The sequence below is a fragment of the Bordetella genomosp. 7 genome (genome assembly GCF_002261415.1).
Taxonomy (GTDB): Bacteria; Pseudomonadota; Gammaproteobacteria; order Burkholderiales; family Burkholderiaceae_B; genus Bordetella_A.
Window position 1 is genome coordinate 151617 of the sequence record NZ_NEVI01000015.1, and the last position, 23624, is coordinate 175240.

General features: G+C 64.5%; 22 protein-coding genes and 1 pseudogene. 7 read left to right on the forward strand and 16 right to left on the reverse strand.

Going from position 1 to position 23624, the window contains the following annotated elements; translation table 11 throughout:
* Window positions 1-120: 120 nt before the first annotated feature.
* Window positions 121-324: a hypothetical protein gene (locus CAL18_RS19690; protein WP_155807660.1), complete on the forward strand. Its 204-nt coding sequence runs from the start codon at window positions 121-123 to the stop codon at window positions 322-324.
* A gap of 166 nt (window positions 325-490) precedes the next feature.
* Window positions 491-1198, forward strand: a complete 708-nt coding sequence (locus tag CAL18_RS09910; protein WP_026638215.1) for a glutathione S-transferase N-terminal domain-containing protein — start codon at window positions 491-493, stop codon at window positions 1196-1198.
* Between the two features lie 16 nt (window positions 1199-1214).
* Here CAL18_RS09910 and CAL18_RS09915 read toward each other — a convergent pair whose 3' ends face one another.
* The 3 genes from CAL18_RS09915 to CAL18_RS09925 all read right to left on the reverse strand — a co-directional run bounded on the left by CAL18_RS09915 (window position 1215) and on the right by CAL18_RS09925 (window position 6120).
* Entirely contained in the window at window positions 1215-1619 is a 405-nt protein-coding gene (locus tag CAL18_RS09915; protein WP_094796321.1) for a YbaN family protein, read from the reverse strand.
* 81 nt (window positions 1620-1700) lie between these two features.
* Window positions 1701-5030, reverse strand: coding sequence for an acetate--CoA ligase family protein (locus CAL18_RS19965; protein ID WP_094817775.1), 3330 nt, complete (start codon window positions 5028-5030; stop codon window positions 1701-1703).
* Window positions 5031-5205: 175 nt separating this feature from the next.
* Window positions 5206-6120 (reverse strand): LysR family transcriptional regulator, encoded by a 915-nt coding sequence (locus tag CAL18_RS09925; protein ID WP_026638218.1) that lies wholly within the window; start codon window positions 6118-6120, stop codon window positions 5206-5208.
* A 182-nt stretch (window positions 6121-6302) separates the two neighbouring features.
* On the opposite strand from CAL18_RS09925, the gene CAL18_RS09930 reads away from it, so the two are divergent.
* Both CAL18_RS09930 and CAL18_RS09935 read left to right on the forward strand, forming a co-directional pair.
* On the forward strand, window positions 6303-7283 hold the full coding sequence (locus CAL18_RS09930) for a Bug family tripartite tricarboxylate transporter substrate binding protein (RefSeq protein WP_026638219.1): 981 nt from the start codon (window positions 6303-6305) through the stop codon (window positions 7281-7283).
* Window positions 7284-7418: 135 nt separating this feature from the next.
* The gene (locus CAL18_RS09935; RefSeq protein WP_094817776.1) at window positions 7419-8930 is read left to right on the forward strand and encodes a PAS domain S-box protein; all 1512 of its coding nucleotides are present in this window, start codon (window positions 7419-7421) and stop codon (window positions 8928-8930) included.
* Window positions 8931-8945: 15 nt separating this feature from the next.
* Here CAL18_RS09935 and CAL18_RS09940 read toward each other — a convergent pair whose 3' ends face one another.
* The 5 genes from CAL18_RS09940 to CAL18_RS09960 form a co-directional block, all read right to left on the reverse strand.
* Window positions 8946-9725, reverse strand: a complete 780-nt coding sequence (locus CAL18_RS09940; protein ID WP_026638221.1) for an SDR family oxidoreductase — start codon at window positions 9723-9725, stop codon at window positions 8946-8948.
* 170 nt (window positions 9726-9895) lie between these two features.
* On the reverse strand, window positions 9896-10660 hold the full coding sequence (locus tag CAL18_RS09945) for a citryl-CoA lyase (protein WP_026638222.1): 765 nt from the start codon (window positions 10658-10660) through the stop codon (window positions 9896-9898).
* A gap of 28 nt (window positions 10661-10688) precedes the next feature.
* Entirely contained in the window at window positions 10689-11648 is a 960-nt protein-coding gene (locus CAL18_RS09950) for a Bug family tripartite tricarboxylate transporter substrate binding protein (RefSeq protein WP_170940315.1), read from the reverse strand.
* 48 nt (window positions 11649-11696) lie between these two features.
* Window positions 11697-12506 (reverse strand): SDR family NAD(P)-dependent oxidoreductase, encoded by an 810-nt coding sequence (locus tag CAL18_RS09955; RefSeq protein WP_026638224.1) that lies wholly within the window; start codon window positions 12504-12506, stop codon window positions 11697-11699.
* 26 nt (window positions 12507-12532) lie between these two features.
* The gene (locus CAL18_RS09960; RefSeq protein WP_026638225.1) at window positions 12533-14101 is read right to left on the reverse strand and encodes an AMP-binding protein; all 1569 of its coding nucleotides are present in this window, start codon (window positions 14099-14101) and stop codon (window positions 12533-12535) included.
* A 207-nt stretch (window positions 14102-14308) separates the two neighbouring features.
* Between CAL18_RS09960 and CAL18_RS09965 the strand changes: the two genes are divergently transcribed.
* Window positions 14309-15343 carry a LacI family DNA-binding transcriptional regulator gene (locus CAL18_RS09965; protein ID WP_026638226.1) on the forward strand — a complete coding sequence of 345 codons (1035 nt, stop codon included), beginning with the start codon at window positions 14309-14311 and terminating at the stop codon, window positions 15341-15343.
* On the opposite strand, the gene CAL18_RS09970 is transcribed toward CAL18_RS09965, so the two are convergent.
* From CAL18_RS09970 to CAL18_RS09985, 4 genes are read right to left on the reverse strand one after another with little or no spacing between them, the layout of a single operon-like run.
* The gene (locus tag CAL18_RS09970; protein ID WP_026638227.1) at window positions 15324-16301 is read right to left on the reverse strand and encodes a quinone oxidoreductase family protein; all 978 of its coding nucleotides are present in this window, start codon (window positions 16299-16301) and stop codon (window positions 15324-15326) included. The genes CAL18_RS09965 and CAL18_RS09970 overlap by 20 nt on opposite strands.
* A gap of 12 nt (window positions 16302-16313) precedes the next feature.
* Window positions 16314-17297, reverse strand: a complete 984-nt coding sequence (locus CAL18_RS09975; RefSeq protein WP_081745605.1) for a Bug family tripartite tricarboxylate transporter substrate binding protein — start codon at window positions 17295-17297, stop codon at window positions 16314-16316.
* A gap of 39 nt (window positions 17298-17336) precedes the next feature.
* Window positions 17337-18137, reverse strand: a complete 801-nt coding sequence (locus CAL18_RS09980) for an SDR family NAD(P)-dependent oxidoreductase (protein WP_038851894.1) — start codon at window positions 18135-18137, stop codon at window positions 17337-17339.
* Between the two features lie 34 nt (window positions 18138-18171).
* On the reverse strand, window positions 18172-19191 hold the full coding sequence (locus CAL18_RS09985; protein WP_038851895.1) for a cyclase family protein: 1020 nt from the start codon (window positions 19189-19191) through the stop codon (window positions 18172-18174).
* Between the two features lie 388 nt (window positions 19192-19579).
* Here CAL18_RS09985 and CAL18_RS09990 point away from each other — a divergent pair, with 388 nt between their 5' ends.
* Together CAL18_RS09990 and CAL18_RS09995 are read left to right on the forward strand one after the other, a co-directional pair.
* Entirely contained in the window at window positions 19580-21073 is a 1494-nt protein-coding gene (locus CAL18_RS09990; RefSeq protein ID WP_038851896.1) for a GH1 family beta-glucosidase, read from the forward strand.
* A 22-nt stretch (window positions 21074-21095) separates the two neighbouring features.
* On the forward strand, window positions 21096-21581 hold the full coding sequence (locus CAL18_RS09995) for a GNAT family N-acetyltransferase (protein ID WP_026638231.1): 486 nt from the start codon (window positions 21096-21098) through the stop codon (window positions 21579-21581).
* 53 nt (window positions 21582-21634) lie between these two features.
* Here the strand turns inward: CAL18_RS09995 and CAL18_RS10000 are convergent, their stop codons facing one another.
* From CAL18_RS10000 to CAL18_RS10015, 4 genes and pseudogenes are all read right to left on the reverse strand, one after another.
* Complete coding sequence (locus tag CAL18_RS10000) at window positions 21635-22108, reverse strand: hypothetical protein (protein WP_026638232.1); 474 nt, start codon at window positions 22106-22108, stop codon at window positions 21635-21637.
* Window positions 22109-22242: 134 nt separating this feature from the next.
* Window positions 22243-22407, reverse strand: a pseudogene (locus tag CAL18_RS19840) (type II toxin-antitoxin system HipA family toxin); the annotation flags it as partial.
* Window positions 22408-22441: 34 nt separating this feature from the next.
* A complete protein-coding gene (locus tag CAL18_RS10010) occupies window positions 22442-23098 on the reverse strand; it encodes a nucleotidyl transferase AbiEii/AbiGii toxin family protein (RefSeq protein ID WP_026638233.1) in 657 nt (218 codons plus the stop codon).
* Complete coding sequence (locus tag CAL18_RS10015; protein WP_026638234.1) at window positions 23095-23586, reverse strand: helix-turn-helix domain-containing protein; 492 nt, start codon at window positions 23584-23586, stop codon at window positions 23095-23097. The genes CAL18_RS10010 and CAL18_RS10015 overlap by 4 nt, the downstream gene beginning before the upstream one ends.
* Window positions 23587-23624: the final 38 nt, after the last annotated feature.

Below are 23624 nucleotides of genomic sequence, written 5' to 3' on the forward strand. Positions count from 1 at the left end.
AGTGTAGCACCCGCCTCTGTCGGGCTTCAGCACAGGCAATTTCCGCTACGCCGCCCCGGGCAGCCCGGCGCTGGCACGCCACGTGCTGCAGTGCTAGGCCTTAACTGAAAGGAGGTTGTTATGAAAGTCAGCTTGCTCGCGTTACCTGTCGTTGCCGTCAGCCTCGTGCTGGGCGGTTGTAGCGGCCACCATCGCCACGGCCACGACACATCCTATGACCGCTCTCACACGCAGAGCCCCCCGCCCCCACCGCCGGCGGGCGTTCCGGACAACAACAGCAACACGCCGGCTCCCCAGTATCCCGCCACGGGCGGCAGCCGCTGAACGTCCAACGCGAACGGCCGCCCTGGCGGCTGTTCGCCCACCGCAAGGGCCCCCACGCCCGGTCTGGCGCAACGCGCGGCGGCTGCATCCCGCGACAGGACGCCCGACGCAGCGGCGCCGGAACCGCTACGATAGACAGGTCCACCAACCAGCAAAAAGGACCGCAATGGCAGACCTGAGCAACTTCCCCATTACCCGCAAATGGCCCGCCCGGCACCCGGACCGCATCCAGCTGTATTCATTGCCCACCCCCAACGGCGTCAAAGTTTCGATCATGCTTGAAGAAACCGGACTGCCCTACGAGGCCCACCGCGTTTCGTTCGACACACAAGACCAGATGTCGCCGGAGTTTCTGTCTCTGAACCCCAACAACAAGATCCCCGCCATTCTTGACCCCGACGGCCCCGGCGGCAAACCCCTGGGCCTGTTCGAGTCGGGCGCCATCCTGGTGTACCTGGCCGACAAGAGCGGGCGCTTCATGCCGCAAGATCCGGCAGCTCGCTACCAGACGCTGCAGTGGCTGATGTTCCAGATGGGCGGCATCGGACCCATGTTCGGCCAGCTCGGCTTCTTTCATAAGTTCGCCGGCAAAGATTACGAAGACAAGCGGCCGCGTGACCGCTACGTGGCCGAATCCGCGCGCCTGTTGAAAGTACTCGACGGGCACCTGGCCGGGCGCGCATGGATCATGGGCGATGATTACACCATCGCCGACATCGCCACCTTTCCCTGGATACGCAACCTGATCGGCTTCTATGGCGCGGGCGACCTGGTCGGCATCGCCGATTTCCCCAACGTGCTGCGCGTACTAGAGGCCTTCGTCGACCGCCCGGCCGTCCAGCGAGGCCTGGAGATTCCGTCGCCGCAAGGCTGACCGGCGCACATCACCCTCATCGGCGCGGCGCGGGACGGGTCACCACCCACGCCGCGCAGGCCGCCATGAACGCGGCCACCAGCAGCCCCAGCCACCAGGCAGGGTCCGTCGTCACCCAGAACACCACCAGCCCCAGCGTCATGCCCGCCACCGCAAGCATCTTGCTGCGTGACGAAATAGCGCCTTGTTCCCGCCACGCCACCAACGGCGGGCCGAAACGCGGGTGCTGCAACAGATAGGCCTCCCAACGCGGCGACGCCCGGCCAAAGCAGCCCGCCGCCAGGATGACGAAAATGGTCGTAGGCATGACGGGCAACAACGCGCCCACCACGGCCAGCGCCAGCATCAGCATGCCCAGCGCCCAGTACGCCCTGCGTCTCCAGCGCCCTTGTTTTTCGGTTTTGTGTTGCTTGCCGGCCATGCGCACGACGACGTTCCCTGTCCATCAGTGCCGGCGGCATCGCGCCGGACGTATCAGGAAGCAATCGTACCGCGTCGGCGCTTACCCCACGCGCCGCACCGGCGGGTAATCGAATGTCCCTTCCAGATGAGCACGCTGCGGCTGGTATAGGCGCAGCGTCAGGTAGAAGCCCTCGTCGCGCGGCGCGGGCAGCCAGTTGCGACCTTCCCCGGGGTGATCGGCCCGGATATCGATGCTCAGGCCGCCATCTGCGTCGTAGACCAGGCCAGGCGTGCGGTCTCCGATCGAATGGCGCGCGATAGGATTGGCGACCAGCAGGCAATCGCTGCGGCGGTACAGCGTGATCGACCAGAATGCGCCCACTTGCGGGCCGCCCTGCGGCGGAAACCGCAAGACATAGCGCGATGCGCCATTCAGCGGCGCGCCATTAGCATCGACCTCTGCCATGATGTACATAGCTTCGTCGATACCGAGCGTACCGATCCAGTTGCGCGCCACACGCGCGCGAGTCTCGATGTCTTGGCCAAAATTCGTCCGTACGGTCACGGCTGTGGTCCAACCGCCTCCCAGTTCCGATGGCTGGGCCACCTCGCGCAGGTCGGTGTAGACCCTGGCCAGCGCCTGTTGCAAGTCGGACGACGCCCCGGGCGGCCAATGCGGCAACGCGGTTGGCGATGGATTGCGCGCCAGCATCACGTCCAGCACGCGCAGATATTCGTCGGCGTCGGGCACGCCGGTTTCACGGTTGTCCAACAGCACGTCCAGCCGCGCCAAGGCCGGCGACCCGTCGGGGCGCGTGATGGCATAGAGGTCCTGCAGGGCATGCACGCGCGCCAGATCTTGCGGATCGGGATCGGCCAATATGCGGCCTATCACCCATATGTCATCACCCGGCGCGCTGATGACGTGCGTGCCGGCCGGCGCCTGGCCACGCCAGCCCGGGCCATGCACGAACAGGCGTTGCGCGTCGCCTCCCGTCGTGCGCCGTCCGGCGTACGCCCAGGGATTCGTCCAGGCGTCAAGAAAGCCCAGCACCCAGTATCGCTGCCCCATGGCCGGCACATGGATCACCAGCGGCCCTTGCGACAAGTCGAGCCACGCATTGGTAAAAAGGGTGTCGTTGTTAGGCGTCACCACTTCTTTATCTTGCGGCCCCCGCAGCCGCCGCGTGTGCGTGAACTGATTTACCCAGCGCTGCCGCGAACCGGGGCTGTCGCCCGCGTAGCCCGCCGCCGCATGCTTGCGCGCGGTATTGGACGCCCGCATGCGCGCCATTTCGAATAGCGGAAGTGTGGTCATTACGGCTTGCAGGGCGTCCGCACCGGCGGGCTCTCGCGCCAGCAGCACCGCATCCAGGGCGCAGGCGCCCTGTCCCTTGGGCAATACGACGAAGGGATTGAGCTCCACCAATTCAAGCGCATCGCCGGCCGCGACGGCAAACTTCGACAACTGCACCATGGCATCGGCCAAGGCCTCCACATCTGCCTCGGGCGCGCCGCGGAACCCGTAGAGCAGTGGCGCCGTTTTCAGTTCGCCGATCATCTCGCGCGCCTGCCGATGGCTTATCGGCGCAAGCCGCAGACTGATGTCGCCCATCAGTTCCACATGCAGACCACCCGCCCCGAGCATCAGCACGCAGCCCAGCACAGGATCGCGGCGCACGCCCAGAATGCATTCCACCCCGCCTGTGACCATAGGCGCCACCAGCACGCCCTGCACGGTTGCGTGGGCAGCCCGGGACCGGACAGCCTGCATGATGCCGTCGTAGGCCTGGGCAGCGGCCAAGGCATTCTCGATGCCCAATCGGACGCCGCCGACGTCGCTCTTGTGCGTAATGTCGGGCGACAACACTTTCATCGCCACGGGAAAGCCCAGCTCACTTGCATGTTGCGCGGCCTCGTCGGACCCGAACGCCCGCCGCGTGGGCACCACGGGTATGCCGTGGGCGTCCAGAACCTGCATCGCATCGGCTTCGCTGTAGGCACCGCCGCGCAATGCCACCGGCGCGCCCGCCTCGATGGTGGCGGGCGCAGCGCGGTGCTCTTGAAAAAAGCGCAGCGCAGCCAATACCCGGATGGCGCGTGCCGGGTCGCTATAGCAGAGGCACCGTTGCGCCAGCAGCGCCTCGTGCTGCGCCTGGTCAGCCAAGGTGCTGAAAATGACCAGGCGATCCGGATATTCCTCGCCCAAGGCGCGGGCCAGTTGGCGTTGCATTTGCTGCATGGCGGGCGTACCCCCGAAGGCCGCCAGGAAGATCAGCAGGCTGCCGTATCCCCCCTGCCCGAGCATGGCGCGCGCGGCCGTTTCCAGCAATGCCGGGTCCGCCGTCACCTGTCCGGTGAGATCGACGGGATTCTGCGTCGCGGCCAGGGGCGCGCGCTCGCGTATCAGCGTTTGCGCCTCGGCCGGCATCCCGGCCACGTCCAGGCCAGCTTCGGCCGCATCGTCGGCCATCATGGCGCCCACCCCGCCCGATACGGTCAGCAGGCCGACACGCGTATTGGAAGGACGCCTTCCTGCCGCAAGGCAATGGGCGATATCGAAGAACTCGTCGATGCTGCGGGCTCGCCACGCGCCGTGCTGGCGCAATAACGCCTCATACACGGCATCGTCGCCGGCCAGGGCAGCCGTATGCGAAGCCGCCGCCATGGCGCCCAGGGCCGTGCGGCCCACTTTTACCGCCACCACCGGCTTGTCGGCGGCGCGCGCAAGCTCCAGCGCCTGCCTGAGCCTGGCGCCATCGCGGCAGCCTTCCAGATACGCCATGATGACCTTTGTTGAGGGATCCTGCGCCATCCATGCGATACAGTCGGCGACGTCGATGTCCGACTCATTGCCGGTGGTGATCCACATAGAAAGGCCCAGCCCGCGCTTGCGCGCCATGGCGTAGGCGTAGGCGCCGAATGCGCCGCTCTGGCTGACCAGGCCTGCCGGGCCGGACCGCGCCGGGCCAGTGGACACGACCGGCGAAAAAGTGGCGTACACCGAACGGGCAATATTCACGAAGCCCAGGCAGTTGGGACCCAGCACCCGGATGCCGGCCCGTCGCGCCTTCTGCATGAAGGCGCGTTGCGCGCACGCGCCCTGCGAACCGGTCTCGGCGAACCCCCCCGAGAACATGACGACATTCTTCACCCCGGCTGCAATGGCATCGTCCAGTGCCGCGTCTACGGCGGCTGCCGGGATCGCGAAAATCGCCAGATCGATGGGCTGCCCCACGGCCTGCAATGAAGCATATGCCGTTTGTCCATCGATTTGCGGGGCCCGCGCATTGATCGCATACACCTTGCCCGCGTACCCGTAATCCGCAAGATACCGGACCGGCACCCCGCCGATCTTGCCCGGGTGAGCCGAGGCGCCCACCACCGCGATGGAGCCGGGTGACAAGAAAGCGTCCAAGTCTGTCGTCATGAGTATCCCGATACCTGCTGTCAGCGCGACCGCACGGAGCGCGCGAAACCCAACGCTGGCAAATTTGAAAGATACCGGCGCGCTTTTTATCGGACAAGACGAGTTTTCCGAGAAATTTATAAGCGCAGATTATTTATCGCGCCGCGCCGCGACGCCCCGCGTTGCAGGCATGGACTCACTGCGGCGGCGCGCCCTGCGCATCCCCCCGTGCGGCGTGCAGCGTGTAATCGAGGAAACTCTCCACTGCCGGCGACAGCGACAACCGGGGACGCGCGAACAATGCGATACGCCACGTCACGACGGGCTGGCGTAACGGCCGAAATACCAGGCCAAACCCTTCGACCAGTGATCGAGCCATAGACGGGCATATCGCCCACCCCGGCCTGACTCTCAATAAGGCCAACGCCGTGTTGACCCGATGCACCTGCACAATGCTGTGGGGATGATGGCGGGACGGCACATTGCTGAGCACATTGCGTACAAGGTTGGGCATATAGCTGATCAGCGGCCGCTCGCGCAACGCCTTCCAGGTGACGGACTCGCCCGCGGCCAGCGGATCGTCCGCCCGCAGCGCCGCCCACAACGGGTCCACGCGCAGCGGGTGCGCTTCGAAAGCATCGTCCGTCAGCACTCCCGCAGGCCCGAAACCTATATCCGCGCTGCCGCCCTGCAGGCCCGCCAGCACCTGCTCGATCGGCACGTCGTCGAAGCGGACATCCACGCCCGGATAGCGGGCGCCGTAGCCGGCCATGAGCTCGGGCATCAACGTGCACGACAGTGTCTCGGGCGCGGCAACGCGCACCAGTCCGCGCCGCAGTTCTTTCAGATTGGTCACCCTGGCGAGCGCCTCGTCCAGGTCCGCCAACACCCGCCGCACCATGGGCTCGAACTCGGACCCCACGGCCGACGCCTGCACACTGCGCGTATTGCGGTCGAGCAGCCGGACGCCCAGCCGGGCTTCCAGTTCCTTGACCAGGCCGCTCAGCGCCGCCTGCGATAGATGCATCGTGTCGGCGGCCGTGGAAAAGCTGCCGCTTTCCAGCACGGCAATGAACGCCCGCAACTGTCTCAGTGTGACTTCAACGGCCATCGTCATCTCCCGTGGTGGCTTGCGGCCGGCAGCATTTATAAGCTGCGCTTCTAAGTTTTCAATAATTTGAAAATTGTTCTAATAGAACTTGCACTCTATCATCGTTGCACGAGGTTCGCGCGAGCAGCGAAGTTGGGCGGTACCGGTGGCGGATCTCCTATTCCAACAATCAGGAGACAGACATGAACATCAGCCGAAGAGCCCTGCTGAAAGCGGCCGCCGCGGCCGCATGCGCCGGCACCATGCCGCAGGTGTCCGCCCAGGACAACTGGCCATCGCGCACGGTGAAAATCGTGTGCCCCTATGGCGCCGGCGGCCCCAGCGACCTCTCGGCCAGGCTGCTGGGAGACTACTTGTCCCAGCGTCTTGGCCGTAGCTTCGTCGTGGAAAACAAGGCGGGCGCCGGCACTCGGGTGGCCAACGAGTTCGTGGCCGACGCGCCGCCCGACGGCTATACCGTCCTGTACGCGGCGGCGCCCTATTCCACGCTGCAGGCCTTGTACGGCAAACTGGGCTACGACCCGAAGCAGGATCTGCAACCCGTTGCCATGGTGGCCACCGTCCCGCTGTTTCTCGTTGTCAATGCGGAATCACCCGCCACGTCGGCGGGGGAACTGGTTGCCTATGGCAAGTCGCGCGCCGACGGGTTGACTTTCGGCTCGCCGGGCAACGGCTCCCTGCCACATCTTGCAGCGGAACTCTTCCTGCGCGATGCCGGCGTCGATGGGCTGGTAGTGCAATATCGCGGCGATGTGGCCGCCTACACCGACCTGCTGGCCGGCCGCGTGGACGCCACCCTGACCGCCATCACCGCCGCCTTGCCGCATATTGAAAGCGGCAGGCTGCGCGTGCTGGGCGTTGCCTCGGAGCAAGCCAGCGACATTTATCCGAACGCACAACCCCTGCCCGCCCAGGGCTTGCCGCGCGTGATCGCCGCGGGCTGGTACGGGTTCATGACCCCCGCGGGGGTAGCCGCCGATATTACGCGGCGGCTAGATGACGAGGTCAATCGCGCGCTGGCGGACCTCGCCATCCGGCAGCGTTTCCTGACGCAGGGCATGGAGCCCCGGCCCGGCAATGCGGCCGCCTTCGCGCAGTTCATCGATGCCGAGATGACCAAGTGGTCCGAAGTCATCAAGCAGGCCGACATCAAGGGCGCCTAGCACCGGCCGGGGGACGGGCAGGCGGCGCGCATCCGCAGCAGGGACAAACCGTACAGACGGCATCGCGATTTTCAGGTAATTTCGCGATGCGGATCCGGCGCTCTGTATATTGGGCGCGCTGTCCGGCGGAGGCATATGAAAAAGCGGGCATCTACCGTCTTTACCCCAGAGCGCCGGCTGCTGCTGGAAATTGTTGATGACCTGGTCGAAGGCATCATCCTGCTGGACCCGGACCGCCGCATTGCGTGGGCCAACGACACGGCGCTCAAGATGCATGGCGCAACGACGCTGGCCGACCTTGGCGAAACCGCCGCCGGCTATCGCAAGCGATATGCCCTGCGCTACCTCAATCAGCGCAAACTGCAGGCACGGCAATACCCGATGGACCGCGTCCTGGCAGGAGAAGCCTTCAAGGACCTGGTCGTCGAAGTATGCCGCCGGCACGACCCGGAGCACCGCCATATACAGCAAGTGCGCGGGCTGCTGGTGACCGACGCGCAAGCGCAGCCACAGGGCATGGTGCTGATACTGCTGGACATCACCCAGCGCCACGCGGCCGAGCAGCGCTTCGAGCGCACGTTCAACGCAAACCCCGCCCCGGCGCTGATCTGCTCGCTCGCGGATATGCAATACGTGAAAGTCAACCAGGGGTTCCTGCAAATGACCGGCTACGAGCGCCAGGACGTGCTGGGCCATGATTTTGGCGACGTCGATGCATTGGGCGACGCGGGGCGCGACGCCGACCTGCGCACCCGTCTTGCAGAAGGCCGCACCATCCCGCAGACCGAAACGCTGATCTCGCTGCCCGACGGCAGCCAGAAACTTGTGGTGGTGGCGGGCCAGCCCATCGAAATCGGCGACGATCCGCATCCGTGCATGCTGTTTACTTACAACGACCTGGAATCCCGGCGCCAGGTCGAACATGCCCTGCGCCATAGCGAAGAGCGCTTTTCGACGGTGTTTCGCCTGGCGCCGGCGCCCATGCTGCTGAGCACGCGCGAAGGCAAAGTGCTCGAAGTCAATGAAGCATTCGAAACCGCTACCGGCTACTCGGCCGCAGATCTGGCCCGGCACGACGATGCCCTGGGCCTGCTGGGCTTTTCGGGGCCCGCACCTGGGCCTGCCGTGAAGGCATTCAGGCAGGGGGGCAGCCTGCGGGCCTACGAAATGCCGTTGCGCACCAGCGACGGCAGCCTGCTCGATTGCCTGCTGTCTGTCGAGCCCGTCACCATTGGCGGCCAGCGCTGCATGTTGAGCGTGCTGCAGGACATCACCGAACGCAAACGCAGCGAAACCGAGCTGATGGCAGCCATCGAGGCCGTGATGAAAGACGCCTCGTGGTTCAGCCAGACCGTCATCGAAAAGCTGGCCCAGATACGCCAGCCGCGCGTCGCGCCCTCTGCACACGCCGAACTGGGCGACCTTACCGCGCGTGAACACGAAGTGCTAGGCCTGATGTGCCGCGGCCTGGGCGACGCCGACATTGCGCAGGAACTGGGTCTTTCGCGGCACACGATCCGCAACCATGTGGCCTCGCTATACAGCAAGCTGGGCGTGCATCGCCGCAGTGCGGCGATCATCTGGGCGCAGCAGCGCGGCATTGTCGGCCGCGCGAACCGCCCGCGCCGCCGCACGGCGCCGGGCTAGGCCTCGCGCTGAACATCATGCGGTGGGCACTGTCCCGCCATCTATGATGTATTCCGTGCCGGTGATGGCGCCGGCGCAAGGCGAAGCCAGAAACGCGATCAGCCTGGCGACTTCCATGGGCCGGGCGGGCCGCCCCAACGGTATTCCACCGAGCGAGTCCATGATGATCTGCTTGCCGCCCTGGTAGTCGGTGCCTGCCTCGCGGGCAAGGCGCTCGGCAAGCGCAACGGCGGCCTCGGTTTCTATCCAGCCCGGGGCCACGCGCAGCACCCGCACGCCCCGCGGCGACACTTCCTTGGACAGGCTCTTGCTATACGTAGACAGCGCGGCCTTGGCCGCCGCGTAGGCGGTGGTCGCCTCGGGCAAGGGCAGCATGCGCTGTATGGACGTGACGTGGATGACAACCCCTTCGCCCCTTTCGAGCATGCCCGGCAGCAGCGCCCGGTCCAGGCGCACGGCGGGGAACAGGTTCAGTTCAAGCTCGCGTTGCCATTCGTCATCGTCCAGGGCGGCAAACCCGCCGCCGGGCGCGGACGACCCGCCCAGCACATGCACGACGATGTCCACGCCGCCCAGCTCCGTGGCGACCGCGTCCGCAACCGCACCGCACCCCTGCCGCGTCGCCAGGTCGGCTTCGATGATTATCGCGCCCGGAATGTCTTCGGGGCGGCGCCGCGCGGCAGTCAACACCCGTGCCCCCTGTTCGACAAACAGCTCGACCACGGCCCGCCCCAGGCCCTTGGTGCCGCCGGTCACCAACACCCGCTTGCCCCGCAATTCCAGATCTAACATCAGCACGCCTGCGCCGTCAAAAACCGCGCGGCCGCCCGCCAGCCGCGCAGTACCGGGTATCAGAATGGGCTGCCATGGCTACGGCAAGAGCGTCGATACACCGCCATGGCTGGCCCGCCAGAGTTCGGTATTTTGCGGATTGCCCGTATTCGAATCAAGAACGCACCAAAAAGTTAGCCCGCCTTCGCGTTACCGCTGGCGATGTCCCACACTTCCTGGGAAATGGGGCGCTCGCGCTCTTCAATGACGTGGGCGATCAGCCCCGCCACGCGGCCGATCAGGGTCATGCCTTTGCCGAACTCGGGGCTGAAATCCATGTCCAGCAGCACCGCGGCCTTGGCGCCTGTGGCGTTCAAAGGCACCGGCGTGCCGAACACCCTGGCGGCTGCCTGGGCCAGGGCAAGCGCGTAACGACAATGTGCACCGTGGTAACCACAATCGGCCGCCACGGCCAGGATCTTGTCGCAACGGGGGTCATTCTGTACGTGAATGGGGTGGCCGATACCCGGGACGCGCCGCCGCGCCTGACGCTCGCGCCTGATCACTTGCTCGGCATGGGCATCAAGCGCAGCGCTGTCGTGGGCGTCGCCGGAAAAATCCGCCACCGCCTGCTGCAGAAAGCGCGCTGCATATTCCACCACACCCAGGAAGCGGCTGCCCGCGCCCAGGATGCCTGCCGCGACGGCCCCCTGCATCGACTCTGGCGCGCCGTGCAGCGTCAGCCGCGCAGCCAGCGCGCTGGGCGTCAAGCCATGGTCCGCCGCCGTCACCAGGAACATGTTGATCATGCGCCGCTGGTTTGCATCGGGAAAGCGTCCCAGCACAGTCAGGCAAAGAACGTCGATGAAATCCCGCTGGTCGATCAGGTCGTCGACCAGATCATAGCCACGGATGGTGATGTGGTCGGCGTCACCGCCGCCAATGTTGCTCTGAAACATGTGTCTTCCTTATGACGATCATGCCGGCTTATTCGAGCCGCGCGCCCGATTTCGCAACGACGTCCTTCCATCGTGGTATCTCTTGTTCCGCGAACCGCTGGAAGTCGGCATCCGACAAACCCATGGGGAAGCTGCCGATGGCCGCCATCGACGCGACCACATCGGGGGCCTCGGTGGCCTCCTTGATCGCGGCGGCCAGCTTCGCCACTACGTCATCCGGCGTGCCCGCCGGCACGAACACCCCCGACCACCCTTCGAGCGCGGCGTCCGGGTAGCCGGCTTCGCTCATGGTGGGGACATCGGGCATAATCGCCAGCCGGCTTTTTCCCGCCACTGCCAGCGCGCGCAGCTTGCCGGCCTGGATATGCTGCATCACCGATTCCGGATAGCTGAACATGACTTCCACATTGCCCGCCAGCACATCGGCAAGCGCAGGCGCGGCGCCCTTGTAGGGAATGTGGGTCAAGGCGATATCGGACGCCGATTGCAGGCGGGCGGCTGCCAGGTGCGTCTGCGTGCCCGAACCGGCCGAGGCATAGTTGATCGTTTCGGGGCGCTGGCGGGCGGCCTGGACAAGCTCTTCCAGTGTGCGATACGGCGCATCCGCATTGGCAACCAGCACCGTGGACTGGCGGAACAGGGAATGTACAGCGCGCAGGTCCTTGGCAGGGTCGATGCGCAGCTGGGCGAACAAGGCAAGATTGGCCGCCTGCGTTCCGTGGGTGCCGTACAACAAGGTGTAGCCATCCGGCCGGGAATGGGCAACCGCCTCGGCGCCCACCATGCCGCTGGCGCCGGGTCGGTTCTCTACCACCACTGGCTTGCCCAGGCTATCGGCCAGCTTGCGGGCCAGCAGGCGCGACTGGTTGTCGGATATCCCCGCCGCCGCGAACGGCACCACCAGGGTAATACTGCGGGCCGGATAGTCTTGCGCCTGGGCAGCGGGCGCCGCAAACATGGCCCCCGCCGACACGAACGCGGCCGTCATGAGTCGAGTCCACCATTGCATTTCAGTTCCTCCTGTACGAGAGAAGATTTATTTATATGAATGCCGGCCTGCCGTGGTTCCGGCGTCAACCGGCAGGACGACACCGGTAACCCAGCGCGCCTCGTCGCTGGCCAGGTACCGGATCGCGTGTCCGACGTCCCAACCGCTTCCTTCGGTACGCAGCAGCGAGCGATTGCGGCGGATCTCGCGTTTTTGCTCGGACATGCCTTGGGCGTAGACCATGGGCGTATAAACCATGCCCGGCGCGACGCAGTTCACGCGTATGCCTTCTTCGCCGTGATGCGCGGCCATGGCGCGCGTCATATTGATGACCGCGCCCTTCGAAGTGGGGTAAAGCAGGCTGGGATGCCCGCCCATCAGCCCGGCCACAGATGCAACGTTGACGATAGCCCCCCGCCTCTGTTCGCGCATCGCAGGGATGCAATGCCGCGCCATCAGCATCATGGAGGTCACATTGACTCGCAGGGCGCGATCCCATTCCTGGAGATCCAGGTCGACGGCGTTGCCCGCAGGCCCGCCCACGCCGACGTTATTGACCAGGATATCCACCCGCCCCCATTGCCGCAGCACCTGGCTGACAGCCTCGCGGCATTCTTCCTCGGAACTGACATCGCACGGCAGCACCAGGGCCCGGCCTCCTTCGTCCTCGATCATGCGGCCGGTGGCTGCGGCCCACTCCGGGACGGCATCGATCAACGCCACCTGTGCACCATCGCGCGCCAGCAGAATCGCCGCCGCGCGGCCGTTGCCAATGCCATCGGCGCGCGACCCGGCCCCCGTCACAATGGCCACCCGGCCGGCGAGCGACCGGCTTGCGGCCTCGAACTGTTCATTCATTTCTTTCCTCCTTGCGCGACCCTGCGTCAATTGATCTGGCGAGCGCGGCGGCCCCAGTAGCGCTCGCGCAACTGCTTCTTGTCCGGCTTGCCCAACGTGGTCAGCGGCAACGCCTCGACAAAGTCAATGGACTTCGGCGTGTTCACCGGCCCCTTTGCCTTGCGCACCGCCGCCTTCAACTCGTCTTCGCCCACGACAGCCCCGGCGCGCAGCACCACCACGGCCTTGACCGCCTCTCCCCACTTTTCGTCGGGCACGCCTATGACTGCCGCGGCCGCCACCGCCGGGTGTCCGGTCAGCACGTTCTCCACTTCTTTGGGATAGACGTTAAAGCCGCCCGAGATGATCATGTCTTTCTTGCGGTCGACCAGGAAGTAATAGCCGTGGGCGTCCCGGTAAGCCATATCCCCGGTGTGCAGCCACCCATTGCGCAGCGCCTCCGCGGTCAGCTCGGGCTGCTTCCAGTAGCCATCCATCACCAGCGGGCTGCGCACGCACAGTTCGCCCACCTGCCCGGGCTCGACGGGGTTGTCGTTATCGTCAAGCAGTTCGACCGTCACGCCCGGATACGGCATTCCGGCCGAGCCCAGGGTGTTGACATCGCCACGGGCATGGTCCTCCTGCGACAGGAACAGAATATTGCTGGGGCTTTCTGTCTGGCCGTAGCTTTGCACCAGCACCGGGCCGAAGACCTCCATGGCTTCCCGGATGCGCGCGGGCGCCATGGGAGAAGCGCCATATGACAACAAGCGCAAGGACGAGAAGTCGGCCGCTCTGCATTTCGGATGATCCAGAATCGCGTAGATCATGCTGGGCACAAGAAAAGTAAAAGTTGCGCTGTGCGCTTGCAGCGCTGCGACATACCTTTCGGGATCGAACCCGCGTTGCAGAATGATGGTGCCGCCGCGCCACAAGGTCGGCACCAGCATGGCGCCCGCCCCGTGCGAAATGGGCGTAGGGCACAGCAGGCGCAGCTCGGCGGGCAGCTGCCGCGCCGCCAGCAGCAGCAACGCCTGCATCACCAATGAACGATTCGTCAGCATGACGCCCTTGGGCTTGCCCGTTGTGCCGCCCGTATAGGCCAGGCGAATGACGTCGTCATCAGCGGCGGACACCTGCAGCGGCGCCGGCTCGAATCCGTCGGCGTAATCCCAGAACGAAGGCTGTTCGGCTACGCCGCTGTCGTGTGAATACCAGTGGCGCACGCCGGCGCAGCATCCGCGCAGCGCCTGCAGGCGGGCCTGATAACCGCTGTCGGCGATAAAAAAACTGACTTCGGCATCATCGATAATGAACGCGTGATCTTCCAGGCTGCCCATGCCGTGCAGTGTCACGGAACGCAGGCCCATCAGGTAGGCCGCCGCCATCACCACAAACACATCGCTGCGGTTTCCCGACAGCTGCGCCACGCCATCGCCGCGCTTGACGCCAAGTTTCTCGAAGGCGGCCATTGCCTGGCCTATACGCCTGCCCAGCTGGCTATAGCTCAGCTGGGCCTGATCATCAATAAACGCAACCCGACCGGGATAGCGCGCTATCGCCTGGATGATCATGTCGCCAATGGTCCCGCCGATATGGGCACGTTTCGCAGTCATTACTCCCCCTGGTTTCCGGTCGATGAAACGCGCGCCCGACGCCTGAACATATCGTTTCACCAAAACAATGGAAAATTAATTCGTGCGTAGTATATCTGTTAATGAATCGTTTCATCAACAACATGTTCATGCCTGGTTGCAGGCGCGCACGCCCGCGGTGTGAAGAGCATCTGGCGGGTTATACTCGCACCCGGAAAAGAGACCTATATGCGACCCAAGCAAATCAGCATCCGGGACGTCGCTGCGCTGGCGGGCACATCGGTGGGCAGCGCTTCGCGCGTCATCAATGGCGCGGCCAACGTCACCCCAGAAGTCCGCGCCAGAGTCGAACGCGCCATCGCGGCGCTGAATTACCGGCCCAATCATGCGGCACAGGCCCTGCGTTCGCGTAGCAGCAAAACCATCGGCTGCATGTTTTCCGATGTCACCAATCCGTTGTACGCGCGAGCGTTCCGTGCGCTCGAGGCGCGCTTCTTTTCCGCCGGGTATATGCTGCTGCTGGCCAACGGGCTAAACGACGCCAAGCGCGAAATCAGCATCCTGAACACGTTCCAGTTGCGCGGCATGGACGGCGTGATCATTGCGCCGGGCAACGAGCGTGACGCCGGCGTGCTCGAAGCCGTCCGGCACCTGACCATGCCGGTGGTGATCTACGATCGCGACATGAAAGTGGATGCCGATACCGTGCTCTACGACCACGTCGATGGCATCAAGACGGCGGCCAGCCACCTGATGCGGCTCGGCCATTCCCGCATCGCCCTGGTGCTGTGGCAAGCGAAAAGCCGGCCGGTGCGCCGACGCATCGAAGGCTACAAGGCCGCATTCAAGGCGGCCGGCCTGCCGGTGCCCGAACTGCTGATCCAGGGCCCCACGCCCACCAGCTCTTCCTACGACGCGGTTACAGAAATGTTGAATGGGCCGGCCGCCCCAACGGCCATCATCGCGCAAGGCACTCAAACACTGGGCAGCACGTTGCGTGCGATTTCCGACGCAGGCAAGCGGGTACCCGACGACATTTCCGTCATCGGCATAGGCGATTCGGATTTTGCCGAGAACTACGCTCCCCCGCTTACCGTCCTGCGCACGCCCGTGGAGTCGGTGGCCGATTGTGCGTCGGCCATGCTGCTGGAACGCATCCAGGCACGCACTGGCCAGCACCCGCCCGCGCCCCGCAGCACCACGTTCCCCTATTCGCTGATCGAACGCAGTTCGTGCGCGCCGGTCAAGCGACGCGCAAGGTGATCTTTCCGAAATGATGATTGGCGCGCATGTATGCCAGGGCCCGGGCTCCATCTTCGAGCGCATAGCTGCGGTCTACCGGCAAGCGTAATCGTCCCGCATCCAGCGCCGGCCCCAGGTCGCGCAGCATGCGCGCCGTAATCGCCCTGACCTGCTCCGGCGTGCGCGTGCGAAACGTCACTCCCGTGTAGTGCACCCGCCGCAAGGCGTGCAGATCGAAATCAAAGTCGGCCGTACGGCCCGCCAGCCTGCCCACATTCACAATGCGCCCCTCCATGGCAGTGGCCGCCAGCGTGGCATTGAAGACCGGGCCTGCCAGCATGTCGATGACCACCTGTGCGCCGGTGCCGCCGGTGGCGCCGAGCACATCGCTTGCCCAGTCGGGCGCCAGGGGGTCGATTGCCAGGTCGACGCCCAGCCCGAGCAGCCGAGCTCGCTTGGCCGCACTGGTGGAACTGCCGCATATCCATCCCGCGTTCATGTGGCGGGCAATTTGCACGCCCATCATGCCCACGGCGGTAGAGGCGCCCAGGATCAACACGGATTGTCCCGCCCTCAGGCGGCCATGGGTGATCAGGGCGTCGTGCATGGTCTGCAAGGCGATGGGCAGTGCGGCGGCCAGGGACGGCTCCTGGATAGATTCCGGCATGGGCAGCACCCGCCCCCAGTCGGCCACGGCATATTCGGCAAAGGCTCCGCGCCCGGAACCCATGACGCGCTGGCCTACCCGGATGTGGCCCGGCACATCGGGGCCCACCGCGTCCACGACACCCGCCCATTCAAGACCCAGTACAGCGCCAGGGCCGCCCGCGCCGCCATGGCGGCGGCCGTCGGCCATGTACAGGTCGGCGCGATTCAGCGCGCAGGCCTGTACACGTATGCCGACCTGGGCCGGGCCCACTTCGGGAGCGGACACCTCGGCCAGCACGGGTCCGTCCGCACCAAGAACGAGCGCACGCATTGTCGTACCCGCCTACTGCGCCTTGGCGCCCGACTTCTTGACGATCTCGCCCCAGCGGTCGATCTCGCTGTCGACGAAGCGCTTGAACTGATCCACTCCCATCAGGTCGATCTGGATGCCCGCTTCGTCAAAGCGAGCGCGCACCGAATCACTGCCCAGCGCCTGGTTGATGGTCGCATTGAGCTTCTCGACCACATCGCGCGGCGTGCCCGCAGGGGCAAAAACGCCGCTCCAGCTGATGACCTCATAATCGGGCACGCCGGCCTCCATCAGGGTGGGCACGTCGGGCAGCAGCGGCGCGCGTTGGCGGCTGGTAACGCCCAGCGCCCGCAGCCTGCCTGCCTGAATATGCGGCCCCGAGACATTCAGGTTGTCAAACATCAGCTGAATGTGGCCGGCCAGCAGGTCGTTCATGGCGGGGCCGCCGCCACGGTACGGCACGTGCGTAAACCGGGTGCCGGTCAGCACCTGGAACAGTTCACCCGACATATGGATGCTGCTGCCTGCGCCCGACGATCCCATCATCAGCTTGCCCGGATTCTGCTTGGCATAGGCCACGAGCTCCTGCACGGTTTTCACCGGCACATCCGGATTGACCACCAGCACGTTCGTGCCGGCCGTCATGCGCGCAACCGGAACGAAGTCGCGGCGGGCGTCGAACGGCAAATTGTCGTACAGCGTAGGATTGATGCCATGCGTGCCGATGGTGCCCTGCAGCAGGGTGTACCCATCGGCCGGCGCGCCGGCGACGTGAGCCGCGCCGATATTGCCGCCCGCACCGCCGCGGTTCTCGACCACCACGGGCTGGCCCAGTATTTTCGCCATTTCCTCGGCCAGAATGCGCCCGGTCGTGTCGGTCGATCCGCCCGGCGGAAATGGAATCACATAGCGGATCGGGCGGTCCGGATACGCCGCGTGGGCCAGGGATGGAAGAATGGCGGCAAACGCCCCGGCCACCACAAACCAGCTGCACATGCTACGAAATCGATTGATCATCTATGTCTCCGTATCGTTGTAATGAAATGCAGGGGCCGCCTAGCTATGCATTGCGATACCCGCACAAAGCCCGCCGTCCACCGGCAGTTCGACCGCGTTGATATAGCTGGCCTCGTCCGACAAAAGAAAACGAACGGCTGCGGCAACTTCCGCGGCGGTGCCCTGCCGGCCGAACGGCAGGGGCCGTGACAGGCGATCGGGCCTTGCATGCGTTGCGGCACGGCCCATCGGCGTGTCGATCAGGCCCAGCATGACGACGTTCGCGCGTATACCCCCAGGCTGTCCTTCCAGCGCAACGGCCCGGCATACCGCCGACAACGCCGCCTTTGATGCTTCGTAGGCCGGGTTGCGCCCTCCTGGGCGGCGCGAAGCGGTGGAAGACACGAACACGATCGAACCGCCCGCCGGCATGCGGGGCAACGCGTATTTGGCGCAGAACAGGTGCGCACGGGCGTTGACGTTCATGACTGCATCCCAGCCATCCGTGTCCAGGCGCGACAGCGGCACACGATGGCTGATGCCCACGTTCAACACCAGTCCATCCAGCCCGTTCATGGCGGCGGCAGCCTGTTCAACCATGAGGACGATCTGCTCCGTATCGGCCACGTCCGCCCGCACTGCCGTGGCGCGGCCGCCCGCAACGACGATATCCGCGACCGTCCGCCGGGCCGCGTCATAGTCCCGATCGGCGCACACCAGATTTGCTCCGGCAAGCGCGAGCGCCAGGCAAGTGGCATTGCCGTTGGATGCCGGCAGGCGCGCGCCTTCCGCGCGCCCCGCTCCCACCACCAGGATGCGGCGGCCTGCCAGGCTGGACGCCGGCGACGTAGGGTGAATCATGAAAAGCTCCCGGCCTGCGTGAAAAAATGCTGGATCAAAGGGTGGCCACCGGCGTAACGGGCGAACCCACGGCGCCGGGCAAACGTAGCGGCGGCGCTGTCAGCAAGAACTTCGAACGCCCCTGCTCTGCCAGCGCGCCGGCCAGTTCCGCCAAGTACCAGAGCTCGCCCAGCGGTATGCCATACTGGAACAGGCACAACTGATGCAGCGGCAGCCGCGCGCAGGGCACGGCCGCCTCGTCCGCGCGGATCCCCTCCACGGCGTAGTTGTCGGCGCACAGCGCCGAAATGCCGCTATCGACCACCCAGCGCCTCAGTCGTTCATCCCTGCCGTCCAGCACCGCGCAACTGCGGTCCAGCACAGACAAGTCTGGCCTGCCGCTCATCATCATCAGCTTGTCCGCGAAACCGGTATACAGGCACAACACGTCACCGGACGCGATATCGCCGCCCGCGGCGTCGACGGCCCGCATCAGTGTGTCATAGCCGACGTACTGGCGCGCGTCGCCGCACAGCGCGTATAGATCGAGCAGCACGCCGCGCGACTGAATGGCTTTCTCCGCCATCGTCTGGATGCCCAGGCGACGTGCGCCGACGGGTGCATCACCGTCCGGGCCGACAACATCCGTGCCGGCGCGGTAGCCGTTGTAATAGACCGCCACGGGCTGGCCATTGCCGTCCACGTCGAAAAAATGGCCCACATGCGCAAAGCTGTCCCATTGCGTGGAATACTGCGTGTGCAGGGTCACCGCATCGTCGCAGAACACGTCGGTATGCGTGTGTCCGGCGGGGTCCAAGGGCAGGTTGTAAACAGGCCGTCCATCGCGGCGAGTCGGCGCCAGCACAGGGGGATGCCGGCGCGGATTCAAGGCATTGCCGCCCGGCAGGTCCAACGGCAGACTCAGGCAGATGCTGCGCCCTTGCCGCACCTCGCGTATCCCGCGCATCACCGCGTCGGGAGTGATCAGATTCAGGCGCCCCAACTCATCGTCGGGCCCGAAATCACCCCAGTTCGATTGCGGCGGGCGCATCTTCCAGCGCTTTTCCATTGTCATTGCCTTAGTGCGCCGGCGCCGGCGCCGCTGCATGCGATGCTGGCACGGCGATGCACGGCGGCCCGGGCACCCGGCGGCCACGGCCCCCCAACATCCGCTTGAACCGATTCACCACATCGACCCGCGCCCGCCATTTCCTGTCCCCTGTTTTATCCTTTACTCAGTCTGGCAAGGCCAGCATCCGAATTTGAGGCGACTCTAACACACAATGAAACGGTTCATCAACAACATCCTGCACCTAGCCGGAACACCTTCAGCGATGTCGCGTTAACTGCGGCGCGCGCCCTGTATGGCACTGCAGGGGCGTGGCGCCACCCCGACTGCCTGGCCCCGCTGTTACGATTGGGCCGGCACCTGACCAGTCATCTCATCGGCCCCAAGGAAAGGCATGAACCTGGATAGACGCACCTTCACACTGATGGCGGGGCTTGGCCTGGCCGAAGCGGCACTGGCACGCGACATCGTGGCCGGACAGCCGCAACCCGGCGCCATATCGCGCCCGACAATGCAGACCTTTCCCAGGGGGTTCCGATGGGGAGTGGCCACGGCCGCCTATCAGATCGAGGGCGCGCCCGACGCAGACGGCAAAGGAAAATCCATTTGGGATGTCTATGCGCACACGCCCGGCAATATGGCCAATGGCGACACCGGCGACGTCGCCATCGACCACTACCACCGCTATCGGGAAGACATCCAGATCATCCGCGAGCTGGGCGCCAACGCCTACCGGTTTTCAATCTCGTGGCCCCGTATCTTTCCGGGCGGAACCGGGCGACTGAACGAGGCCGGAATGGACTTCTATTCCCGTCTCGTGGATACGCAGCTGGAAGCAGGCATCGAGCCTTTCGTCACCCTTTATCACTGGGATCTCCCGCAGGCACTCCAAGATCGGGGGGGCTGGCAGTCGCGCGATACGGCCAAAGCATTTGCCGACTATGCCGCCGCGGTGGTCCGACGCCTGGGCGATCGCGTCAAGCATTTCTTCACGCTCAACGAACTGCAGAACTTTGTGGACATGGGCCATCAGGGCACGTCCGTCATGGTCCAGGGCAAAGAACAGCGCATTGAACTCGCGCCGGGCCTGAAGCTGTCCACGCGCGACCTGAACCAGGTCGCCCATCATGCCGTGCTGGCCCACGGCCTGGCCGTGCAGGCAATGCGGGCATCGGGGCCCAGGAACCTGCAAGTGGGGCCAGCAGATGTACTGTTCGCCGCGGTGCCCGTGAGCGACACGCCCGCCAACGTACGCGCAGCCGAACAGGCCACCAAACGCTATAACGACCGCTTTCTGGATGTCATGCTTACGGGCCGCTACGATGATCGCTATCTCGCTTCAGCTGGCCCGGACGCGCCCCGCTTCACCGACGAAGACATGCGCGCCATCGGCAGCCCGCTCGACTTCGTAGGGGTGAACATCTACGTCCCGAAATACTATGTCGAGGCCGCGGACAACGAAGCCGGCTATACCGAAATTCCCACGTCGCTATCACACCCGCGCATGGGATCGCGCTGGCATAGCTTCTGTCCCGAAGTCATGTATTGGGGCCCCCGGCTTGTCAATTCCATCTGGAAACCGGAAGCGATCTACATCACCGAAAACGGATGTGCGGCGGACGACACCATAACGGCCAACGGAAGGGTGCTCGACACCGATCGACTCATGTATCTGCGCACCGTGATGTCCTATTTGCATCGAGCCATCGCCGAGGGCGCGCCCGTCAAAGGCAATTTCGCCTGGAGCGCCTTTGATAATCTGGAATGGACCGGCGGTTATGGAGTGCGCTTCGGCCTGGTGCACGTGGATTTCGCAACGCAGAAAAGAACCCTGAAGTTAAGCGCCGAATGGTATCGACGCGCCGCAGAAATGAACGCGGTCGTGTAAGCGCAAAAAGGATCACCCCGCAATGGAACTCACGCTAAGCAAATTCGGCCAAGACGATTTCGGCGATTATCTGCGCCTGGTAAACGACGCCACAGTCATGGCCATGATCACCGAGCGCGCCATTCCTGAAGACGAGGCGCGGCGCGACTTTGACAAGGTGCTTGCCATGAACGCCATCGCGCCGGATTTCGGCCAGTTCCGGGTGTTGGATGCCGAGCGTGGCCAGTTCATCGGCCTGGGCAAGCTCGAAATCGCCACCTGCGACGCAGACCAGGCCGAACTGGGCTACGTACTGCTGCCCGATTACTGGGGCAAAGGCATAGGCGGCCGCATCGCCAAACTACTGATCGAGCGCGCCCGGCAGCACCCGCAACTGAAGGGCCTGTACGCCATCATCGATCCCGCCAACCTCGCGTCCCGCAAAATACTTACCAATAACGGATTCGTTTCCCGGGAGTTCAAGGACTTCGACGGCCTGCCCGGCGAAATACTGGATCTGAGCTGGTAGCCCGGAACCACCGGGCTATGTGCAGGCGCTGGCAAGGGCACAGTCGGCGCAATTCACGCACCGCCGTCGCCGCTTCCATCGCTGTTGCCGCCGTCGCCGCCCTCTGACGCGTCGCGGCGCCAGTTCTTTTCGCGCAGGATGAAACCCATAACAAACATCACGATGGCAAACGCGACATATGTGCCCATATCGCCAACAATTTGCGGCGACAGGAATGCGGCCTCATCCGCCGGCGCCGGATGCACATGCAGATCGTTCACAAGATGGTCGCGCGCCGGCCAGAACGGAATCAGGGCGAAAATCCAATGGCGAGCCTGCATAGCTACCGCGCGGCAGTTCCAGTTGCCGTTCCCGCGGGTATTGCACTGCCGGACTTCGCCGGTAAGGTGGTTTGTAACCAGCGCCGTTTCCGAGGTGATGCGCTCGACCTCATGCCGCAATTCCATGTAGCCCATGAGCGCGAACGTCCCCATGAGAAAAAGCACAAGCAGGGTAACGCGCCCCACGGTATCGATCTCGTCCCGCATCTTTACCCCTCCGCCTCGCCCCATAATCAGTGCGGCGAATCGTGGTTTGTCGCCAGCTTACGGCGGCATTCCGCTGAGCGCGGCCGCCTGTTCAAGCCTGCCCAGGGTCGTAACGCAAACAAGCGGTAAGAAATGCCGAGTAGGGCCGTGGTCAACTTGACCTTATGTGGCGACCACTGATTGGAGCCATCGTCCACCACTGGGTAGGCCGACATCACGTCATACAGCAGGGTTTATTCGAAACGGCCGCGTGCCAAAAGCCGAATACTGAAGTTCTTGGCGTGGCCGTCCGGGGCCGTCGTAGTGAAGCGCGCTAAGATGCATGCGATGAGGCTACAGTTCGCTCAGGAAGTCCCTAACCACCGCTACGCAATGATCGAAGCTGGGCGTGTACTCCAGAGTGGCGATGGCCTCGAACGCGGCGCGCAAGCTGGCATGCGGCGCTCGGATCTGGGACAGGAAGGCCTCCCGATGACGTAGAAGGAATGGCGTCGCTGCCAGAAGCTGCTGGGGCTCGCGCTCGATCACAAGCGCAAAGTCGAAGAGATCGCGCGCCGTTACCCGATCGCCACGGTGGTACATCTTCTTTGCAATGATTTCAGCGGCGGTCTCTACTTTCACTGCGCGACCGCCGATATCCCAAATGTCCCAGGCGTCGTTCAAAAGATTAGGGGCTGCGACGAAATCGACCTCACCCTCCTCGAACTGGAGTTTGACGAAGGCACCCGGTTGCTCAGTGTAGTCTTGCGTCAAATCCGCGGCTGTGTCGCTCAAACGCGGCGAGACAAAACCAAGGTACTGCGGATCAGGTACGAAGATGTCGATGTCTTTGCTCAGCCGATGGCGGTAACGGAACATCAGCACCGTTCCGCCGCCTAGCGTCCAGAACGGATCCGTGATGCCACCGAATCGGCCGATGTCGTCGATCAGCGCCAGCGCCCGCGGGAACAGCTTTTCCCACGGGCCACTGGGCAATGCTTCGGAATTCATACCCACAGCGCCCGGCGGTGTACAGACAACGATCCAGCCAACTTCGCCACATTGCGCCAGACTCGCTTTGGCGGCTGGTGGGTATGCGAGGCAACCTCTTCCACAGCCATCACGACGACTGGCACGGGCGCCTCATCCAGCAAATGAGTTAGGTGCGGAGCAAATAAAGCAGATACCTCGCCACTCGCCAGGGCTTGTTCCAGCGTCTCGGGCGCCAGTTCTCGCGCGTAGCTGACACTGGCGGTCTTGGCCGCCATCCACAGTCCGCGCTTCTTGCGCCGCGCCTGGGTATCTAGCCGAGAACTGTCCAGGCCCAGTACCGCCATAACCTGCCCCACCCGATTGACACCCAGGTCACTCAGGGTGCCGTTCTCTAGGCCGATCAGCGTCTGACGCGACAGGCCGCTCAGATGCGCCAACTGCGCTTGGGACAGGCCCAGCTCAGAGCGCCGGACCCGCACGGCATGGCCAATATCGATGAGGTTCATGGCAGAGCAATAAATGTCTGAAATTTTTTACATACTAC